Below are 17,301 nucleotides of genomic sequence, written 5' to 3'. Positions count from 1 at the left end.
GGTCGGGATGCTCCGCCGCCCTGACTGGGGCCGGATGCCCCGCGTCCCGCACCGCATCCGTGACCATATTGACCCGAGCCTGTGGCTCGACCCTGATCCGGTGGACGACACCGAGCCGTCCACGCCTACTGCCTGAGGAGACTCCCATGACCACCACCCCCAACCCCATCAGCATCGCTCCCGAGGATCGTCCGGCGATCGCCGCCCGTCGTGGCTGGCAGACCCTGCGGCAGGGCCTCGCGATCGCTGTCGGACTCGCTGTGCTCACCACCCTCGTCGGCTCGCTCGCGGCCCCGTCGCTGCGTGACTGGCTGGCGTCGTGGGAGGTGTGGACCTGGTCCGCGATCCAGGCCGCAGGTACGGCGCTGCTGGCGTACCTGCTGCGCCGCTACCAGGACGACAGTGGCGTGGCCCCCCGCCATGCCGCTGACGAGGATGAGGGAGCCACCTAGCCCGCCCCGAACACAAATTTGCCCCCCCGACCGCTGTGGTCGGGGGGGCAAATTGTGTGTCATCACATCGGGCGGGTGCTGGGAAGACCCAAGGCCGCACCCGGCTGATGCCGGGGGCGTTCTTTACAGGCTGAAACCGCGAGCCCCGCGGCCAGAATCCCGGACGTTCAGCGGGCCGTGAGCTTGTCCTTCGCGGCGGCGAGGTCCATCTCGGCCTGATGGACATGCCATCGGGCGCACATGGCACGCAGCGCGTCGATCCGGCGCGCCAGGGTCTCCACGTCGCCCAGTCCGCGGCCTTGGTAGCGCAGCTGGCGGGCCTGCCAACAGTCGATCAGGCCGAGGCCGTGCTCCGCCCAATCGGTTGCGGCTTTGCTCGGGTGGCCCAGCTCCGGTCGAGGGTCGAGGCGCATCATGTCGAGCGTCACGCCAACAGCCTCGGAAAGCGTGAGCTGGGAGTAGGGGACAACGCTGGCCACGAGCGCCAGGTGGCCCACGGCGTCCTGCCTCTGAGAGGAGGCGTTGATGTAGCCGTAGACATCCGGCATTGAAACCTGGTACCAGCGCCAGCCGCCGTCGACCAAGTGCGCGCTGGGCTGGCGATCTCCGCCGAGAATCCGGGCCAGATGTTTGGCTGTGAGCGCGCGAGGCTTGCCGAAAGCGACCGGGGAGGGCTCGCCAGAGTCAGTTTCTGCGACCACTAGCGCCGGGTCCACAACGGGACGACCGCGAAGGAGGTAGCCGTGGCCCATATGCGCCAGGTCGTGGTCGAGCCGTTGGAGAATGCGGGACGCGTCACGCCAGGCCCGCGTGGCGATGTATCTAGCCATGGTTGTGGAGTGCGGCGTAGGCCCACTCCACCTCGATATCAGGATCAGCCAGCATCGCCCGACCAGCCGCCGCCGCCCACCACCCACGAGGACGATCCCCCACAGGTCCACGCGACAGCGCGATCGGCATCTCAGCGTCCAGCATCCGCTCCACCGCCTCGTCATGGCGGGCCAGCTCGCCCCAAATCAGCCCCTCAGCCCGGTCGCTGATCCGGTCCCTACCTGACTCCCACGACCGCACCGTCCGAGGATTCACCTGGAGCGCCGCCGCCAGCGAGTCCAGGGAGTGCCCCATCACAGCCCTCAGCGCCGCCAGCTCAGCCCCCGACATCATCGCGGGCTCGATCCGGACGCGACCTCCCAGTGACGCACGCAGATCAGTGGCCGATCCAGCATCCGCCGAAGTTGAGCGATCGCCAACCCCCGCTCGGTGCGCTCCAGCCCGTACCGCTCAGCATCCTCATCAGTCAGGTAGTCAGCCCCCACTCGCATGCCGCCACCGATCCGCACACACTCAGCGATCACGGCACCGGTCTGGTCGATGATCGCGGACCGGCGCATCCGCCCCTCCCGGTCGACGTCGGCAGCCCACTCGGCCAGCGGCGTCGGGTCGGCATCGGGTGCGCCCACGCTCGCGAGGTGACGGGCGACCTTGGCGCGGTAGTATGCATCGCTCTTGACCTGGCTGATCTGCATCTCAGTACACCTCCACGGGCTCGATGATCGAGCAGATCCGGTCAGCCGCGGCGTCGAGCACATCCCACAGAGCCCGCTGATATCTCAGCTCGCCCTCCACGCTCGCGCGGATGACGCCGGCGAGCTGGGGGTCCATGCCCTCATCCTCTGCTGTGTCCAGCAGATCGGTGGCGGCGGCGTACGCCTGACGGGCCTCGGTGAGGGCCTGCGACGCGACGCGCTGCTCGCGGCGGATGCGGTTGAGCATGTCCCTCTCGATCTCGTCGCCGTCGAACAGGGCCGCGCAGTAGGCGCGGGCCGCGCCGTACGAGGCGGCGGTGTGGTCGGCGGTAGCGGTGGCGTAGGACCGCATCTCGCTCCATGTGGTGGTCATCATCTGTCCTCTCGTGTCGTGGGTGCTCAGTAGCGCCCGGTCAGGCTGGTGATGTAGGTCGCCGCGTCGTCGCGGCTCATCGCCCGCACACCCGCCTCGGTGGTGGGGCCGGCATAGAAGCCGCCCTCCTCGTGGGCGCCGTCGGCGATCAGGTCGAGGATGGTGGCGATCTGGGTGTCGGTGATGGTGCCGCGCACAGCCTCGACCTCGACGGTTTCGACGGTGGCGTCAGCGGTCTCGACAGTCTCGGTGGTGGGCTCGGGCATCGGCACCTCGTCGATGCTGGCGTAGTGGTCGAGGAGCTGCTCGTCGGCGGTGCGGTACAGGGCGACGCGGTTCATGTGACGCATCCGGGCGGCGCGGGGCATGTCGGAGGCGTCGCGGGCGATGATGATCCCGCGAGCTTCCCACGCCTCGCGGACGGCCTTGCGTGAGGCAACGAGCTCGGTGTGGCGGGCGATCTTCTCGTCGGCGTCGGCGGCGGGGATGCCCGAGGCGATGGTCGTGCGGCCGTTGAGGATGATGTCGACGAGGGCGCTGTTCTCGGCGCGGTGGGTGATGGTGTAGGTACCGGCGGCGGTGGTGATGCTGGTCATCTCTGCTCCTATGATCGGTGGGGCGCTCCCCCTGTCCTGATAGCATCAGTCTACACCCCTACATGGTGGTGCGCAAGGGGAAAATGGGAAAAGGAGTGTGTGGGTTGTGCATCTAGCGTGCATTAGTGATGCGGTCCCATGCGGTCTCATGAGCACTCCTGCGGACCAATGCAGACAACGAAAAGCCCCTGACTAGGAGACATACCTAGTCAGGGGCTTCGACTTATTGTGCGCGAGAGAGGAGTTGAACCTCTCCGCACTGAGCGCAAATATCCGATCCTCTCGCCCCGCGTGCATCTAACGTGCACTAGTGTGGTCAGCATGGCACGCACTCGCCGAGCATTCGGCACCCTCCGCAGACTCCCCTCAGACCGCTACCAGGCCAGCTATATCGGCCCCGACGGGCAGCGTCACCGAGCACCCTCCACCTACCTCCTGCGCTCCGACGCCGAGGCATGGCTCCGCGATGAGGAGATCGCCATCGACCGGGGCACATGGATCGCTCCCAGCGTCCGCGCCCCCGAGGTCGCCGCCGTCACCCTCGCCGCCTACTGCGCCGACATCATCGCCCGACGTCAGCGCCGTGCCCGCAAGCCGCTGCGCGACTCCACCGCCGCCCTGTACCGCCGCCTCGTGCAGCAGGTCATCGCCCCCACCCTCGGACGCATCGCCGTGAGTCAGATCAGCCCCGAGGCCGTCCGTGCATGGTACGACGCACTACCCGCCGCCACCGCCACCCAGAACGGCAACGCCTACCAGCTCCTGCGCTCCATCCTCTCCGATGCAGTGGAGGATGGCCTGATCCCGACCAATCCGTGCCGCATCCGCGGGGCGGGGAAGCCTGCGCCGGCGCACCGCTCAGTCGCGCTCAGCCCCACCGAGCTGCGCACCTACCTCGCCGCCGTCCCCGACCGGTGGCGCGTCATCCTCGCGATCACCGCATGGGGGGCGCTGCGATCCGGTGAGGTGCGGGCACTGCGGCGCTGCGACATCTCCGACGACGCCACCACCATCCGCGTCGAGCGCACCGCCGCCCGCATCTCCGACCCGGACGGCGGGCGGCGGTGGCACATCGGGCCGCCCAAAACCACTGCCGGTATCCGCACAGCCCACCTGCCGCCGTCCATCGCTGAGGGGATCGCTCAGTGGCTCGCTGACTGGGATGCCCATCACCCGGACGCCACCGGCGACGAGCTGCTGTTCCCAGCCCGTGGCGGTGGGCCACTGAGCGATGGGTCCATCTACCGCGCCCATCAGCGGGGTGCACGGGCCGTGGGTCGGCCCGGCATGTCCGTCCACGACCTCCGCAAGACGGGGGCGACGCTGGCCGCTCAGTCCGGCGCGACCGTCCGCGAACTCATGGCGCGGCTCGGGCACACCACGCCGGGGATGGCGATGCTGTACCAGGTCGCCACCGACGAGCGCGACAGGGCGATCGCGCAGCGCATGGGGGAGCTGGGTTAGCGTGTCCTCACCGCCCGCTGCCGCGCCACCCGCGCCCGCAGCGCATCCACCTCGACCGACGGCGCCGTCGCCGGGTCACGCAGCACCCGCATCAGCCGGGTGACCAGCGCTGTGACCGACACCCCGACGTCGAGCGCCACGTCTGGCAGGCGGTTGCGGTAGGCGGCGACGATCAGATCACGGTCAGTCATGGTGGTGCTCCAGTCGGCGGGTCAGGTAGGCGCGCTCGGCAGGGTGCAAGTGGGTGAGTCGCGCCTCTCGGAGCTGCTGGCCGGTGATCATGTCCACCACGGTGACAGGAAAAATCGGGAAAGATTCGGGGTCATGAGGAAAGAGTAGCCGCTCAGCAGGGAAACACATCGTTGTAATTACGCAGCGCGCACCCTAGTCACTGCCAGTTTCTTGGTAGTTTAGTTTCCTTACTTGACTTCTTTCCTGTTCTTTCCTACTCTCTTCTTATGGAAGCAACCAGACTCGTGAACGGGGCAGCGGTCGCCGCTCTCCGCAACGCGGTAGGGATGAAGCAGGTTCGCCTCGCCAAGGACGTCGGAGTGTCGGGCGCATTCCTGTCCAACATCGAGGCCGGACGGAAGCAGCCCGGACCCCAGACCGCACGCGCGCTCGCAGACGCCCTCGGCGTCCCGCTCGAGGCCATCACCTACCCAGCGATTCGCCGGACGGTGGCAGCATGAGCGCCACGCTCGTCCCCTTCGCCTACGGCGATGCCACTGTCCGCGTCGTCACCATCGACGGCGAGCCGTGGTTCGTCCTTACCGACCTGTGCAAAGTCCTCAGACTCGGCAACGTCAGCATGACCGCCAGCCGCATCGCCGACGATATGAGGGGTGTCACTCAGATTGACACCCTTGGCGGCGCGCAGCAGATGACCATCGTCAGCGAGCCCGGCATGTACGAGGTGGTCATCCGCTCAGACAAGCCGGAGGCCGCGACCTTCCGCCGCTGGATCACCAGCGAGGTCTTGCCCTCCATCCGCAGGACGGGCGGCTACCGGGTCGAGTCGATCACCAAGCGCGAACTGGCGCTGATGGTCGTGGAGGCCGAGGACGCCCGCGAACTGGCCGAGCAGCGTGCCCGTGAACTCGCACCCGCCGCCCGCGCATGGTCCACCATGGTCGCCTGCGCCGGCGACTACGCCGTGGACGAGGCCGCAAAGGTGCTCTCACGCGACCCCGCGATCAGTACCGGACGCAACCGCCTGTTCGAGACGATGCGCGAGCAGGGCTGGATCTACCGCTCAGGGCATCGCCAGCAGTGGCACGCCTACCAGTCGCAGATCGAGTGTGGACGGCTGGCGCAGAAAATGGCGTCCGGCCCGTTCCTCAACCACCGTACCGGCGAGTTGGAGCTGCCCGCCCCGACGATCCGCATCACCGCCAAAGGCTTGTCGGCTCTGCACCGCATCCTCGGTGGCACCGCTGACCTCGACTCGCTCCTGGACAGCGAGGTCGCGGCATGAACGTGCAGCGGGTCGCCCAACTCACTCAAGCCGTGACGGTGCTCACGATCTGTGCCCGCCTGCTGCTCACCGTCACCGAGCTCGACTGCCTGTCTCAGCACTCGGCTGACTCGATAGAGGGGCTGGCTGATCTGGCCCAAAGGTACGCCGACGAAGCCGACGCTGAACTCTCTGCCGAGGTGATGTCGTGAGCGGCGACTGGATGACCCGCGCCGAGGTGGCCGACCTGCTGCGCGTCAGCCTCACCACCGTCGACCGGCTCGCCGCCGACGGGAAGCTTCGCCGACACAAGCCGTCCAGCAAGCGAAACGGGCGCGTCTTGTTCTCCGCCGCGCAGGTCAACCGGCTCATCACCAGCTCCAAGACGCGCTGACCCCACCAAACAGATCGGCCCTCACCGCTGACACGGCGAGGGCCACGTACCCCAGGAAGGGGCACATCTCATGACTGATCCTATTACTGTCACCACTCAGGCCGAGCTGGACGCCGCTATCGCCGCAGGAGCGCGGGTCATCGACATCCGCTCCGAGCCCGGCTCATACATCACGGTCAGGGCCTGCGACTCAACCACGGTCACGGCCTGCGGCTCAACCACGGTCAGGGCCTACGACTCGACCACGGTCATGGCCTGCGACTCAACCACGGTCACGGCCTACGACTCGGCCACGGTCACGGCCTGCGACTCGGCCACGGTCACGGCCTACGACTCGGCCACGGTCGCGGCCTACGGCTCGGCCACGGTCAGGGCCCACGACTCGGCCACGGTCACGGCGAGACCTCGGGTCGCTGTCCACTGCCACTCTAGGCGCGCCTCCATCGTAGGAGGCGTCATCATTGACCACACGCAAGAGCCGACAGACCCGGACGCATGGTGCGCCTACCACGGAATCGAGGTCGCTGACGGTGTGGCGACCGTGTACAAGGCCGTCGGGGACAACTGGATCAGCCCGCACGGCACCAGCTACGCGCCCGGCACGCTCCCGGAGGCCGCCGACTGGCGCGACGACAACGACTGCGGCGGGGGGCTGCACTTCTCGCCCTCCCCGGCGGAGGCGACCGCATATCACCGAGAGGCGACGCGCTGGCTCGCGGTCGGGGTGTCTGTCGCTGACCTGCGCCCGATCCTGGGCGACACCCCGAAGTGCAAGGCACCCCGCGTGGCGACACCCTGCCGACCCGTCACGATCGACGGCGACCCGATCGAGGTGCAGTCATGAGCCATAAACTGCTGGCGCAACTCGCCGAGGTCGACGCCTCGACCACAGCGATGGTAGAGGCCAAGGCGCGCCTCGAGTCCGCCATCGATGGCCTGGAGCTGGCCAAGGTCTGGCCCTACGGCGACATCTACATCGATGGCCTGGAGCTGGCCAAGGTCTGGCCCTACGGCGACGGTTATAGCTACGGCACTGGCGACGGCACTGGCTACGGCTATGGCGACGGCACTGGCGACGGCAACGGCGGTGGCGACGGCGACGGCAGTGATGACGATGACTGACCGCAACCACACCGCCGAGGTGCTCATACTCGCCCTGATCATCATCACCTCTTGCCTGCTCGTCTTCGCAGCAGGCATCTACGGAACCCCAGATTGGAGCTGGCAGCTATGACTGACTACCTGACCGACGAGATGGTCGAGTCCGCCGCCGGTTGGATCGCTCGCCGCCGCGCCCTGCTGGACGCCGCACCCCCCGCACCTTGGCGCTACAGGGAGGGAGCAGAAGGTGACCCCACCAATGGCCCCACCTACACCGCCATTGAAGCCGAGCACCCCGAGGCTGGCTGGTCGCCTATCGCGACTGGCGATTACGACGCGTGGAGCGGTTGCGGCCTGATTGCCGTCGAGGATGCAAGCACCGCCCTACCGAAGGCGCTCGACGCGCTGGAAGCGGTACTGCGGGAGCATCCCCGCGTCGGCATCTTCGAGCCATGCATCCCGGGTGAATGCGATGACCACGAGGTCAACCACGACCACATGGAGACCGACGGGGGCGAGTGGGTGCATGTCGATGAGCGCGTGGGATGGGCTTGCACGATCTGCCGCTACGACGATGGCGAGCCCTTCGATTGGCCATGCACCACGGTCCGTGTAATCACGGATGCGCTGGGGGTCGCGACGCTCACCGAGCCGATGCGTGCCGCCGGGATCGACTTCGCCGCGCTCGGCGGTGCGTCATGACCCGCCGCATCGTGCTCGACATCATCGTGCCCGTCATCGCGGTCCTGCTGTCCATCGGCGTGGTCTGCGTCGGGCTGTGGCTCGGGACGGAGGTCCGGTCATGAGCGCCTGTATTGAGCCGGACGCCTGCCCCCACGACGGCGAGATCGACGTGGAGACCTACGGCTGCAATGCGTGGCGGGTCTGCGGCGACTGCGGCGAGATCCTCGACTCCGCTGCATGGTGGGAGGCGGGACTGTGACCCTACTCTGCACCTACCCGCCGAACACGCCCGAGTGGCATGAGGCGCGGCGCTGGCGGATCGGCGGCTCCGAGATCGCCGCCGCCTGCGGACTGTCCCCATGGACCCACCGCGACCAGCTCATCGCCGACAAGATCGCCGGCACTGTCCACCCCCAGACCCCGGCGATGTGGCGCGGCACCATGCTCGAGGCTGCTGTCCTCGGCATGGTCGCTGAGCGGCGATCCCTCAGCACCTCATGGCCCACGCCTCTCATCTACGACGACGCGATGGCGGGCACCCATGTGCATCCCCGCCACGACTGGGCGCTGTACAACCCAGATGCGGTCACCACAGACGGGGTGCTGGTCGAGGCGAAAACCGCCGACCGGCGTGCCGTCCTGACCGGTGACGACTGGGACGACCCCCACCGCCCCGCGCACGCATGGGGACGGGCCGGTACCGATCGGGTGCCGATGCACTACCTGTACCAGGTGCAGTGGGGCCTCGGCATCCTCGGACTCGACCGCGCCATCCTCGCCATCCTCGCCGCCGGTGAACGCGGCTTCGATTTCGCCACCTACCCGATCCGATTCAACCCAGCCCTGTTCACCGCACTGATGCGGGCCGGGCAGCGCTTCATCACCGACCTCCACGCCGCACGAGACGCGGCCACCACAGACAGGACAGCAGCATGACCGGCACCGAACTGGCAACTATGCCCCAAAAACTCGAGTACGCCCGCACCCTCGCAGACGGGAACCTGCTCCCCAGGCAGTACTACAAGCAACCCGCGAACGTGCTCATCGCGATCGAGTACGGGGACGCGCTCGGCATCCCGCCTATGCAGGCCATCAACTCGATCCACGTGATCGAGGGTAAGCCGACCGCGTCGGCCGACCTGCTCGCCTCACTGGTGCGCCGGGCCGGGCACAAGCTGCGCATCCGCGAGGAGGCCACCGAGCATGGCCCGGTCGTGACCGCCACCCTGATCCGCGCCGACGACCCCGACTTCGAGTTCACGTCCTGCTGGGACAGGACGAAGGCGAAGGCGGCTGGACTGTCCGGCAAGGGCAACTGGTCCAAGTATGAGGGGCAGATGATGCGCGCCCGCGCCATCACCGAGGTGTGCCGCATGGGCGCATCCGACGCCCTGTACGGCGTCATCTACACCCCCGAGGAACTGGGGGCCGGCACGCCACCGGAGCGGGTCACGGTCACCCAGCAGCAGCCGACGCCTGACCCGGCCCCGACCAACGTCGATGCTGCGATGGAGGCGTTGCGCGGCATGGCTGAGCCGATGCTGAGCACCGAGCAGACCACCACCATCGGCGGACTCGTCAAACAGGCCGGGCTCACCAAGAGGCAGGCGCTGGACTTCGCCGTCGAGGCTGTCGGACATCCGCTCACGTCCGCGACCGACCTGACGGAGACCGAGGCTGCTGCCGTGATCGCTGCCCTTACCGAACTGGTCGCCGCCGAGGCTGCTGTGGCGGAGTCGCTGGCCGATCCCGACACGGGCGAGGTGTACGAGGCGGAGCTGGTGCCCGACGCCGAGCAGGAGGCCACGGCATGACCGTCGTCATCCCTACTACGAACCCCGGTGGCTACACCGGCTGGGGCATCGCCACCGAGCGCGGGGGCGTCGAAATCTGGCAGCGAGACGCCACGAACCGCGCACACTACCGCGAGATCGTCATCCATTTCCGCCGCGACCACGACCAGCGCGTAACCCACGAGCAGGGCACGACGTGCGAGCTGTTCGACTGCGGCTCCCACGGCCAGCACGGCGACCGCCGGCATCGGTTCTTTGACTACGACGGCGACAAGCGCCGCATCGAGAGCGACCTGCGCGAGATCGTCGCCGCCTGGTTCTCCGACCACAAGCCGCACATCTGGCGCGACACGCCGGACCACTGGGTGTGGCGCTGCGACTGCGGCCACATCGGACGCTGGCGACCCACCCACGCCGCCGCGCTCCGTGAGGTCAGCGACCACCTCGCGCACATGGCCTACCTCGCCACCGATGAGGGAATGCGCGCCACCTACGCCAACCGGGTCGAGAGCGCGGTGGCCGCATGAGCACCACCCGAGTCGCTGCCGGGGCGGGTGACGACCGCCGAGCCCCCGCCCCGGCAGCCTGCTCCGCCCTCCACATCCTCACCGGCGCGATGGGACTAGACGACCACCGCCAACCCATCACCCCACGACACCTGTACCGACACGGCCGCTGCACCCACTGCGGCCAGAGAGAGGACCAATCATGAGCACCAACACCATCACCATCTGCGGCAACCTGACGGACGCGCCCGAGGTCCGCTTCACTCAGGCCGGGGCCGCCGTCGCCACCATGACGGTCGCCCACAATCACCGCCACTACAACAAGAAGACCGGCGAATGGATCGACGGCGACACCACATTCCTGCGCTGCACCGTCTGGCGCGACATGGCCGAGCACGCCGCCGACACCCTCCGCAAGGGCATGCGGGTCATCGTGACCGGTGAGCTCCAGTCGCGCACCTACGAGGACAAGGAGGGTCAGCGCCGCACCACCTTCGAGCTGTCCGTGGACGACATCGGACCCTCGCTGCGCACCCAGACCGCCATCGTCAACCGCAGCCAACGCGGGCAGGCGACGCAGGTACCGCAGCCCCAGGATGACCCGTGGGCGAGCCAGACCGGAGAGGCACCATTCTGATGCTCACCGCCGTTGACTTTTTCTGCGCCGACGAGCAGACCGAGATTCTGACCGTTCACGGTTGGCGACTGCATGACGAGGTTGAGGTCGGTGACTTGGTCGCCAGTCTGAATGTCGAAACCGGCATCGCTGGGTTTGCCCCCGTCGAGCAGGTTCACCGATTCGACGCGACCGACGAGCGCATGCTCAGAATCCACGGGAAAGGCATCTCGGCGCTCGTTACGGCCGACCACCGGTGGCCCACCTGGGAGCGTAATAGGCGCGGCGGCAGCGCCACGATGCGGTGGCGCACAACCAGGGACCTCACGTCGGAGTCCATGGTCAAGCGCTCAGCCCCGTTCAACCTGCCGAAAGCCTCCGGTGTCCGCAACGAACTGGTGGAGTTGGTCGGATGGGCATGGACCGAGGGTAACTTCCGCGCCCATGGACGGCTACACATCTATCAGTCGCGTAGCCACAACCCGGACAACTGCCGGCGGATCACTGCGGCACTCACCGCCCTATATGGGCCCCCAGGACGCCGCACCGATGGCCGCGCCTACTGGACGGTGAGCGACTGGGGAGACCAGCGCTGCTGGAGGCTGAACCGCGCTGCCGCCGCGCCAGTTGCGGGTGCACTCGTCAACAAGGCCCCTGCTCACGAGTGGATGCTATGCCTCACACAGGCGCAACTCGACCTTCTTATCGAGGTCTCGATGCTGGCGGACGGGACTCGTCGCGTTCGTGACCTGACCCATGAGGCGACTCTGACCCAAGGTGACCCGGATCGGTGCGATGCGTTCCAGTTCGCCGCCATCCTGGCCGGGCACTCCACGTCAGTGCGCACGTGGCACCAGCGGTATCGCGGGACCGAAGTGCCAATGTGGACGGTAGCCCTCATGGGCCGCGACACCGCGAAACCCCTGCGCCAGAACCGGGTGGAGTGGGTCGACCACACGGGCGTCGTTTGGTGCCCCACAGTCGAGCACGGGACGTGGCTGTGTCGTCGCGACGGAAGGGTTCACTGGACCGGCAACTGCGGGATGGGTGGCAGCTCCACCGGCCTCCGCAGCGCCGGATACGACATTAAGGTCGCCGCCAACCACTGGCAGCGAGCGATCGAAACCCACTCCGCCAACCACCCCGACACTGAGCACTTGTGCGCCGACATCTCCGCGATCGACCTGCGCTACCTGCCACGCACCGACGTTCTGTGGGCAAGCCCCATCTGCACCGAGGTATCACCGGCCGGTGGACACCGCAAACGGACGCGACAACTCGACCTGTTCGAGGAACACGGCCACGTCCCCACCGAGGCGTTCGAGCGGACCCGCGTCACATTCTGGGAGGTGATCCGCGCCGCCGAACTCTTCCGCTACCCGCTCGTCATGATCGAGAATGTCGTGGAGGCAGCCCAGTGGGAGTTGTTCGATACATGGCTGGCGGGCATGACCACCCTCGGCTACACCGCCCAGTTCGTCTCCGTCTCCGCAGCTCACATCGGCTCCGACACCAACCCGCCCGCACCGCAGTGGCGAGACCGTATGTACATCGTCTTCAACCGCAAGGGCGTGCCCGCCCCCGACGTGCGGCCGCGACCGCTGGCCTGGTGCGAGAAGTGCGGCACGGACGTGGCAGCCATGCAGTGGTGGAAGCGGCCCGGACGCCACATCGGCAAGTACGACCGCCAGTACATCTACGTCTGCCCCGAGGGCGATCACGGCAGGGTCGAGCCCTACGTCAGGCCCGCCGCATCCGCGATCGACTGGACCGACGTCGGCACGAGGATCGGCGACCGCACCCGACCGCTGGCAGCGTCCACGATGCGCCGAGTCGAGACCGGCCTGGAGATGCTGCTACGCGGCGACTTCGACCGCGACTTTGTGATGAGCGTCAACCACGGCGGGAGCTGTGGACGGCACTTCGGCCCAGCATCCCGACCACTCCCAACCCAGACCATCAAGCGCGGCGAGGCTCTGGTCATCGCCGCCGCAGGGAACACCTACGACGCCGCCAGCCGAGGTGACTCCGGCGGCTACGTCCGAGCGTGGCCCGCTGACGGCTCACCCCTGCCCACGCAGACCACCACCGCACAGCTCGGCGTCGTGTCCTACCTCATGGGCGGCGCAGGTGACCAGAAGGGCACCAGCGTGCATGCACCGATGCGCACCCAGCGGGCCAGCGGCGCCGACCTCCTCGTCACGCTCCGCAGGCACGCCAAACCATCCAGCACGAGCGACCCACTGGCAACCTTCACAGGCGCTGGCTTCCACCACGGACTCGTTATCCCCTTCCGGCGCGGCTCTCGACCCTACCCCGCCGTCGCCGACCCGCTATCCACGATGGCGACACGAGACCAGCACGGCGTCCTGACGCCGGCGATCAACGTCGAGGACTGCTACTTCCGCATGCTGAAGCCACGGGAGGCAGCCAACGCCCAAGCCTTCCCGAGGCACTACATCATCCACGGCAATCAGGGTGAACAGCAGATGCAGGCCGGGAACGCCGTGGCCGTCAACGTGGCCCACTGGCTGGGTCTCTGTGGCGCACAAGCGCTGGGGGCAGCGGCATGACCACCGCCACCTACGAGTTCGAGCTGCCCCGCGCACTCATCGTGACCGCCAATGACCGCAAACACTGGGCGCGGCAGGCCAGCCTCGTGCGCAACCTCCGCCAGATGGCGGCTGTCACGCAGGGCCACGACCCGCACCAGATGCAGCGCGCCCACCTGACCGTGCACGTCGCCTACCCCGACCGCAGGCGGCGAGACGCCCACAACCTCAACCCGACCATCAAGGCGCTCGTGGATGGTCTCGTGAGCGGCTGCGGCTGGCGTCCGCACGGCTGGGTGCCGCTCCTGCCCGACGACGACGACACCCACCTCATCGGCCCCGACTGGCGACCGCAGGCCGAGCGGTGCAAACCGGGGCACGTCCGGCTGACGCTCGTCTTCCAGGAGGTGGACGGATGAAACCCCCCATGCCCCGGGTCGCTGACGGCCCCGACTTTGTCGTGCGCAGAGACGACAACATCGACAGAGAGGACGAGACGCCATGCCAGTGACGAAGCGCACCCGATTCGAGGTACTGCGACGCGATGGCTACCAGTGCCGATACTGCCACCGTAAGGACAATGAACTAACCGTCGATCACGTCACCCCTACCAGCCTCGGGGGCGCAGACACCCCAGAGAACCTGGTCGCCTGCTGCATGGACTGCAACGCCGGGAAGGCCTCCAGTCACCCGGACACACCCCTCGTCGCCGACGTGAGTGAGGACGCGAAACGGTGGGCTGAGGCCCGCAAGATCGCAGCCCAGCGCGTCTCTGAACGGCGCGACAGATGGTCCAAACAGTGCCAGAAGTTTCGCAAAACGTGGCGAGTTTGGGACGAAGATTGCACGTTTCTGCCCGCCGATTGGAAGCAAAGTGTGGTGCGTTGGCTCGATAACGGAGTGCCTTACGACCGTATAGCTGAGGCGCACAGCATCGCAATCGAAGCCTACGGCGTCCCAAGTCGCACAGTCTTCCGCTACATGGCGGGCGTCATCAAGAACATCGTGAAGGAAATCGAGGCCGAAACTGCCGCGATCCTGAGAGCGGGCGACGATGGCTAGAGAGTTCGCACGCTACCTCGTCTCGACCCACCGCGACCCAGATTGGGCCACGCTGACCACCACCCAACACGACTGTTACATGGCGCTCCTGTCCAGCCCAGACCTGTCATGGGCCGGGGTTGTCCCCTACTTCCCAGCCAGGTATGCAGGCAACGCCGCCGACCTGACACCCCGCAAGGTTGCCAAAGCGTGGGACTCGCTCGCAGACGCAAACCTGCTAGTCATCGACCATTCAACCGGTGAAATCCTCGTGCGCTCATTCCTGAGGCACGACAAGGTGTTGACGAAACCCAACGTGACGAAAGCATTCTGCCGCGCCCTCGACCGCATCGCCTCGACCGCTATCCGCGACCAGATCACCGCCGAGGTGGCACGCATCTGGAGCGAGGAGGGTGACGCGCTCGCCTCCAGTTGGGACGTCATCGCTGACCTGTTGCCACACATGTCCGAGCAGATCGGGATCACGCCATGACCACAAAACCATTCCCGAAACCATTCCCCGAACCGTTCAGGAAACCATTCCCGAAACCGTTCAGCGAATCATTGCCGAAACCCTTCGGCAAACCCATCCCCAACTACCTACAAACCTTCAAACCTTCAAACCGCCCGCGCAGCGCGAGTAACGCTGAACCCTTGCGTCTATCTGTGGTTGAGAATTGTGGTTCAGCAAGCAAAAAAAGTCCGGTAGGTAGGGGCTCGCGATCTTTGCTTGCCGACCTCGCTACGCGACAAAACCGGGACGCAGCATGAGAGCCCCCGCCGACTGGTGCCGCGACCTCGCAGCACTCACCTGCCACACTCGCGCCGCGATGCGCTACCCCGACCGACAGCCATGGCTCCAGCCACCCGTCGCCTCCATCCTCGCCAGCCTCGACACCGACAGCCTCGCCGACCTCGCATGGGCCGCCATCGCAGCCGCCTGCAACCACGACCACAAAACCCCAGCAGGCATCCGCTTCGAGCTGGAGCGCCTCGCCGCACGACGAGCCGAGGCAGCCGGGCGACCTGCGACCCCGACCCTGCCGACATGGCAGCCGGAGCAACGCACCGACCTCGCCACCCCCGACCAGATCAGAGCCCACCGCGAGCGCCTACGCCAGGCGCTCCGCAACCGACAGGAGACATCATGACCTGGACCTGCTCCACCTGCGACGCCACCATTGCCGGTAGCCGCGCCGAGCACTGCGGCGCTAAAGGGCTAGCCTGCTTTGCGCTTTGGCCCGCCGTAGCCACGCCTGATCTGAACGCCGCGGCGTTTGAGAAGGCGCCAGACGGCAGATGGGTCAGCACTCAAGATCCGTCCGATCCGCTCAGTCCCATAGCCAAGCTTGTAGAGCCTCTCGGCCTCATCCCCGTCGATCCTGATGAACTTGTGGGTGGAAGCGGGCCCACTCCCATGCTCCGCATGCAGTCTGTGATGTTCCTCGGGGGACAGCACGCAGAGGTTGCTCGGATCGTTGTTGGTTCGATTCCCATCGATGTGGTGAACTTGCTCGCCGTCTTTCGCTCCGGCGACGACACGATGCTCGTATGCCTCGACGTACTCGCCGGGAAGACTCCAGCGGAGCCTGATGTACCCCTCACCGTTGATGAACCTACGGGGCTCTCCCGCCGGTGGTTCTTCGCCGTCCCTAAGTGTGCGAATTGGCTTGGCATAGGAACGAAACCGTTCCTTCCGGCAGGCATCACACCGCCTCCTTTGGTGAGCAGCTCCAGGGATGACTTGACCGCAGTCGACACAGATAACGTCCATAACCTCATTATACAGTGGTGGTGTCACGAAACCTTCACCAGCACCACCTCCGGCGACATGCACCGCACCGGGAAGCACGGGCAAATCACCGGCCCGGCCCGCCGCCGCTGCCTCACCGAGGCAGAGATGCTCGACCAGGGCATGACCAGAAACCGGTCCGGGCAGTGGACGACCGGCCTGGTGGATACTCGCTGGAATGCCGCTCATTGCTCTCACGTGGACACGGAGAGCGACGAACAGGGACAGACTGGTACCCATGGACCCCAAGCCACTGAAAGGCCCTCAGAATCGCGCATACGGCAGCTCGCCACCATCGAGGACAGTGATGAGTGACCGCCTGTCCGAGCAGATCGCCCGTAGCCTCAACCACCTCGCCGCGATCGCCGACTCGGTGCCCCTCTCCGACGTGGCACTCCACCTCGACAACGCGGGCCGGGGCTTCGTCGCAGAGCTGACCGACCGGACCGAGCCGAAACGAAAGGAATCAGCATGATACTCACCCACCTGCGGCTACCCCGAGGGACTCCTCATGACACGCGCTGGCTCCACCAGCGGATCGCTGAGGTATCCAGCGATCCGCGCCCGCTGTGGGCATTTCCTCGCCACGGGATCGTCATCACCCAAACCCGTCTGGGGCTCGCTCCCGAGTGGGCGATCCGTGTATCACAAGGCGATCTCAAATTCTGCCCAGAGGGCGCGGTGGTGCAGATGGCGTTGATAGCGAACCCGACCCGATCTATGCGGGGCGGCGGCGGTGGCCGAGGCACGCGCAAACCGCTTGCTGAAGCTGACCCGACACCCCAGGAGGACCAGTGACCCCCACCGCCCAGCACATCCGACGCCAACTCGCCGACCTTGCTGACCTTGCCGCACTGCTCCCGACCGCGCTCATCACCCGCACGCCCAACGACACCCAGCGTGGCGCGGCGCCGGGCAGCAGACCGCCCGCCCGCCTCGATGTCATCCAACTCCT

At 67.0% G+C, this 17,301-nt stretch carries 26 protein-coding genes; 19 read left to right on the top strand and 7 right to left on the bottom strand.

Translation table 11 applies throughout. The features are described from left to right. Nucleotides 1–146: 146 nt before the first annotated feature. On the top strand, nucleotides 147–452 hold the full coding sequence (locus ACTQ05_RS08985; RefSeq protein WP_441042439.1) for a hypothetical protein: 306 nt from the start codon (nucleotides 147–149) through the stop codon (nucleotides 450–452). 167 nt (nucleotides 453–619) lie between these two features. Here ACTQ05_RS08985 and ACTQ05_RS08980 read toward each other — a convergent pair whose 3' ends face one another. From ACTQ05_RS08980 to ACTQ05_RS08960, 5 genes are read right to left on the bottom strand one after another with little or no spacing between them, the layout of a single operon-like run. Beyond that, nucleotides 620–1,282, bottom strand: a complete 663-nt coding sequence (locus tag ACTQ05_RS08980) for a hypothetical protein (RefSeq protein ID WP_441538905.1) — start codon at nucleotides 1,280–1,282, stop codon at nucleotides 620–622. After that, on the bottom strand, nucleotides 1,275–1,616 hold the full coding sequence (locus tag ACTQ05_RS08975; RefSeq protein ID WP_441085705.1) for a helix-turn-helix domain-containing protein: 342 nt from the start codon (nucleotides 1,614–1,616) through the stop codon (nucleotides 1,275–1,277). Before ACTQ05_RS08975 ends, ACTQ05_RS08980 begins: the two co-directional genes overlap by 8 nt. Continuing rightward, the gene (locus ACTQ05_RS08970) at nucleotides 1,613–1,978 is read right to left on the bottom strand and encodes a hypothetical protein (RefSeq protein ID WP_441538903.1); all 366 of its coding nucleotides are present in this window, start codon (nucleotides 1,976–1,978) and stop codon (nucleotides 1,613–1,615) included. The genes ACTQ05_RS08975 and ACTQ05_RS08970 overlap by 4 nt, the downstream gene beginning before the upstream one ends. Nucleotide 1,979: 1 nt before the next feature. Further along, nucleotides 1,980–2,351, bottom strand: coding sequence for a hypothetical protein (locus ACTQ05_RS08965; protein ID WP_441538901.1), 372 nt, complete (start codon nucleotides 2,349–2,351; stop codon nucleotides 1,980–1,982). A 26-nt stretch (nucleotides 2,352–2,377) separates the two neighbouring features. Then, nucleotides 2,378–2,947 (bottom strand): hypothetical protein, encoded by a 570-nt coding sequence (locus ACTQ05_RS08960; protein ID WP_441538900.1) that lies wholly within the window; start codon nucleotides 2,945–2,947, stop codon nucleotides 2,378–2,380. Between the two features lie 321 nt (nucleotides 2,948–3,268). Between ACTQ05_RS08960 and ACTQ05_RS08955 the strand changes: the two genes are divergently transcribed. Continuing rightward, nucleotides 3,269–4,411, top strand: coding sequence for a tyrosine-type recombinase/integrase (locus ACTQ05_RS08955; protein ID WP_441042228.1), 1,143 nt, complete (start codon nucleotides 3,269–3,271; stop codon nucleotides 4,409–4,411). Here the strand turns inward: ACTQ05_RS08955 and ACTQ05_RS08950 are convergent. Further along, nucleotides 4,408–4,602, bottom strand: a complete 195-nt coding sequence (locus ACTQ05_RS08950) for a hypothetical protein (protein WP_441042230.1) — start codon at nucleotides 4,600–4,602, stop codon at nucleotides 4,408–4,410. The genes ACTQ05_RS08955 and ACTQ05_RS08950 overlap by 4 nt on opposite strands. 267 nt (nucleotides 4,603–4,869) lie before the next feature. Here ACTQ05_RS08950 and ACTQ05_RS08945 point away from each other — a divergent pair, with 267 nt between their 5' ends. The 16 genes from ACTQ05_RS08945 (at nucleotide 4,870) to ACTQ05_RS08870 (ending at nucleotide 15,047) form a co-directional block, all read left to right on the top strand. Next, the gene (locus ACTQ05_RS08945; RefSeq protein WP_366150681.1) at nucleotides 4,870–5,103 is read left to right on the top strand and encodes a helix-turn-helix transcriptional regulator; all 234 of its coding nucleotides are present in this window, start codon (nucleotides 4,870–4,872) and stop codon (nucleotides 5,101–5,103) included. After that, complete coding sequence (locus ACTQ05_RS08940; protein WP_441069403.1) at nucleotides 5,100–5,888, top strand: phage antirepressor; 789 nt, start codon at nucleotides 5,100–5,102, stop codon at nucleotides 5,886–5,888. Before ACTQ05_RS08945 ends, ACTQ05_RS08940 begins: the two co-directional genes overlap by 4 nt. Beyond that, complete coding sequence (locus ACTQ05_RS08935; RefSeq protein WP_441042234.1) at nucleotides 5,885–6,079, top strand: hypothetical protein; 195 nt, start codon at nucleotides 5,885–5,887, stop codon at nucleotides 6,077–6,079. Before ACTQ05_RS08940 ends, ACTQ05_RS08935 begins: the two co-directional genes overlap by 4 nt. Further along, on the top strand, nucleotides 6,076–6,261 hold the full coding sequence (locus tag ACTQ05_RS08930; protein WP_441042236.1) for a helix-turn-helix domain-containing protein: 186 nt from the start codon (nucleotides 6,076–6,078) through the stop codon (nucleotides 6,259–6,261). Before ACTQ05_RS08935 ends, ACTQ05_RS08930 begins: the two co-directional genes overlap by 4 nt. Before the next feature lie 70 nt (nucleotides 6,262–6,331). Beyond that, nucleotides 6,332–7,105 (top strand): DUF7666 domain-containing protein, encoded by a 774-nt coding sequence (locus ACTQ05_RS08925; RefSeq protein ID WP_441538897.1) that lies wholly within the window; start codon nucleotides 6,332–6,334, stop codon nucleotides 7,103–7,105. Further along, entirely contained in the window at nucleotides 7,102–7,383 is a 282-nt protein-coding gene (locus ACTQ05_RS08920) for a hypothetical protein (protein WP_441085734.1), read from the top strand. The genes ACTQ05_RS08925 and ACTQ05_RS08920 overlap by 4 nt, the downstream gene beginning before the upstream one ends. Nucleotides 7,384–7,434: 51 nt before the next feature. Then, the gene (locus tag ACTQ05_RS08915; protein WP_441538895.1) at nucleotides 7,435–8,064 is read left to right on the top strand and encodes a hypothetical protein; all 630 of its coding nucleotides are present in this window, start codon (nucleotides 7,435–7,437) and stop codon (nucleotides 8,062–8,064) included. 100 nt (nucleotides 8,065–8,164) lie between these two features. After that, nucleotides 8,165–8,305: a hypothetical protein gene (locus ACTQ05_RS08910; protein WP_343118921.1), complete on the top strand. Its 141-nt coding sequence runs from the start codon at nucleotides 8,165–8,167 to the stop codon at nucleotides 8,303–8,305. After that, entirely contained in the window at nucleotides 8,302–8,982 is a 681-nt protein-coding gene (locus tag ACTQ05_RS08905; protein WP_441538893.1) for a YqaJ viral recombinase family protein, read from the top strand. The genes ACTQ05_RS08910 and ACTQ05_RS08905 overlap by 4 nt, the downstream gene beginning before the upstream one ends. Beyond that, a complete protein-coding gene (locus ACTQ05_RS08900; protein ID WP_441042249.1) occupies nucleotides 8,979–9,860 on the top strand; it encodes a hypothetical protein in 882 nt (293 codons plus the stop codon). Before ACTQ05_RS08905 ends, ACTQ05_RS08900 begins: the two co-directional genes overlap by 4 nt. Beyond that, nucleotides 9,857–10,366 carry a hypothetical protein gene (locus ACTQ05_RS08895; protein WP_441538891.1) on the top strand — a complete coding sequence of 170 codons (510 nt, stop codon included), beginning with the start codon at nucleotides 9,857–9,859 and terminating at the stop codon, nucleotides 10,364–10,366. The genes ACTQ05_RS08900 and ACTQ05_RS08895 overlap by 4 nt, the downstream gene beginning before the upstream one ends. 181 nt (nucleotides 10,367–10,547) lie before the next feature. Then, nucleotides 10,548–10,982, top strand: coding sequence for a single-stranded DNA-binding protein (gene ssb, locus ACTQ05_RS08890; RefSeq protein ID WP_441140870.1), 435 nt, complete (start codon nucleotides 10,548–10,550; stop codon nucleotides 10,980–10,982). Then, complete coding sequence (locus ACTQ05_RS08885) at nucleotides 10,982–13,534, top strand: DNA cytosine methyltransferase (RefSeq protein ID WP_441538889.1); 2,553 nt, start codon at nucleotides 10,982–10,984, stop codon at nucleotides 13,532–13,534. Before ssb ends, ACTQ05_RS08885 begins: the two co-directional genes overlap by 1 nt. Then, the gene (locus tag ACTQ05_RS08880) at nucleotides 13,531–13,932 is read left to right on the top strand and encodes a hypothetical protein (protein ID WP_441186331.1); all 402 of its coding nucleotides are present in this window, start codon (nucleotides 13,531–13,533) and stop codon (nucleotides 13,930–13,932) included. The genes ACTQ05_RS08885 and ACTQ05_RS08880 overlap by 4 nt, the downstream gene beginning before the upstream one ends. An 82-nt stretch (nucleotides 13,933–14,014) precedes the next feature. Beyond that, on the top strand, nucleotides 14,015–14,575 hold the full coding sequence (locus tag ACTQ05_RS08875; RefSeq protein WP_343091532.1) for an HNH endonuclease: 561 nt from the start codon (nucleotides 14,015–14,017) through the stop codon (nucleotides 14,573–14,575). Then, entirely contained in the window at nucleotides 14,568–15,047 is a 480-nt protein-coding gene (locus tag ACTQ05_RS08870; protein ID WP_441042290.1) for a hypothetical protein, read from the top strand. Before ACTQ05_RS08875 ends, ACTQ05_RS08870 begins: the two co-directional genes overlap by 8 nt. A 726-nt stretch (nucleotides 15,048–15,773) precedes the next feature. Here ACTQ05_RS08870 and ACTQ05_RS08865 read toward each other — a convergent pair. After that, nucleotides 15,774–16,328 carry an HNH endonuclease signature motif containing protein gene (locus ACTQ05_RS08865; RefSeq protein ID WP_441042299.1) on the bottom strand — a complete coding sequence of 185 codons (555 nt, stop codon included), beginning with the start codon at nucleotides 16,326–16,328 and terminating at the stop codon, nucleotides 15,774–15,776. Nucleotides 16,329–16,653: 325 nt separating this feature from the next. On the opposite strand from ACTQ05_RS08865, the gene ACTQ05_RS08860 reads away from it, so the two are divergent. After that, nucleotides 16,654–16,821 carry a hypothetical protein gene (locus ACTQ05_RS08860; RefSeq protein WP_441085550.1) on the top strand — a complete coding sequence of 56 codons (168 nt, stop codon included), beginning with the start codon at nucleotides 16,654–16,656 and terminating at the stop codon, nucleotides 16,819–16,821. Nucleotides 16,822–17,301 lie beyond the last annotated feature (480 nt).

Source organism: Collinsella sp. LCP21S3_A9 (assembly GCF_052118785.1).
Classification (GTDB): domain Bacteria; phylum Actinomycetota; class Coriobacteriia; order Coriobacteriales; family Coriobacteriaceae; genus Collinsella.
This window is presented reverse-complemented; position numbering and strand designations above follow the sequence as displayed.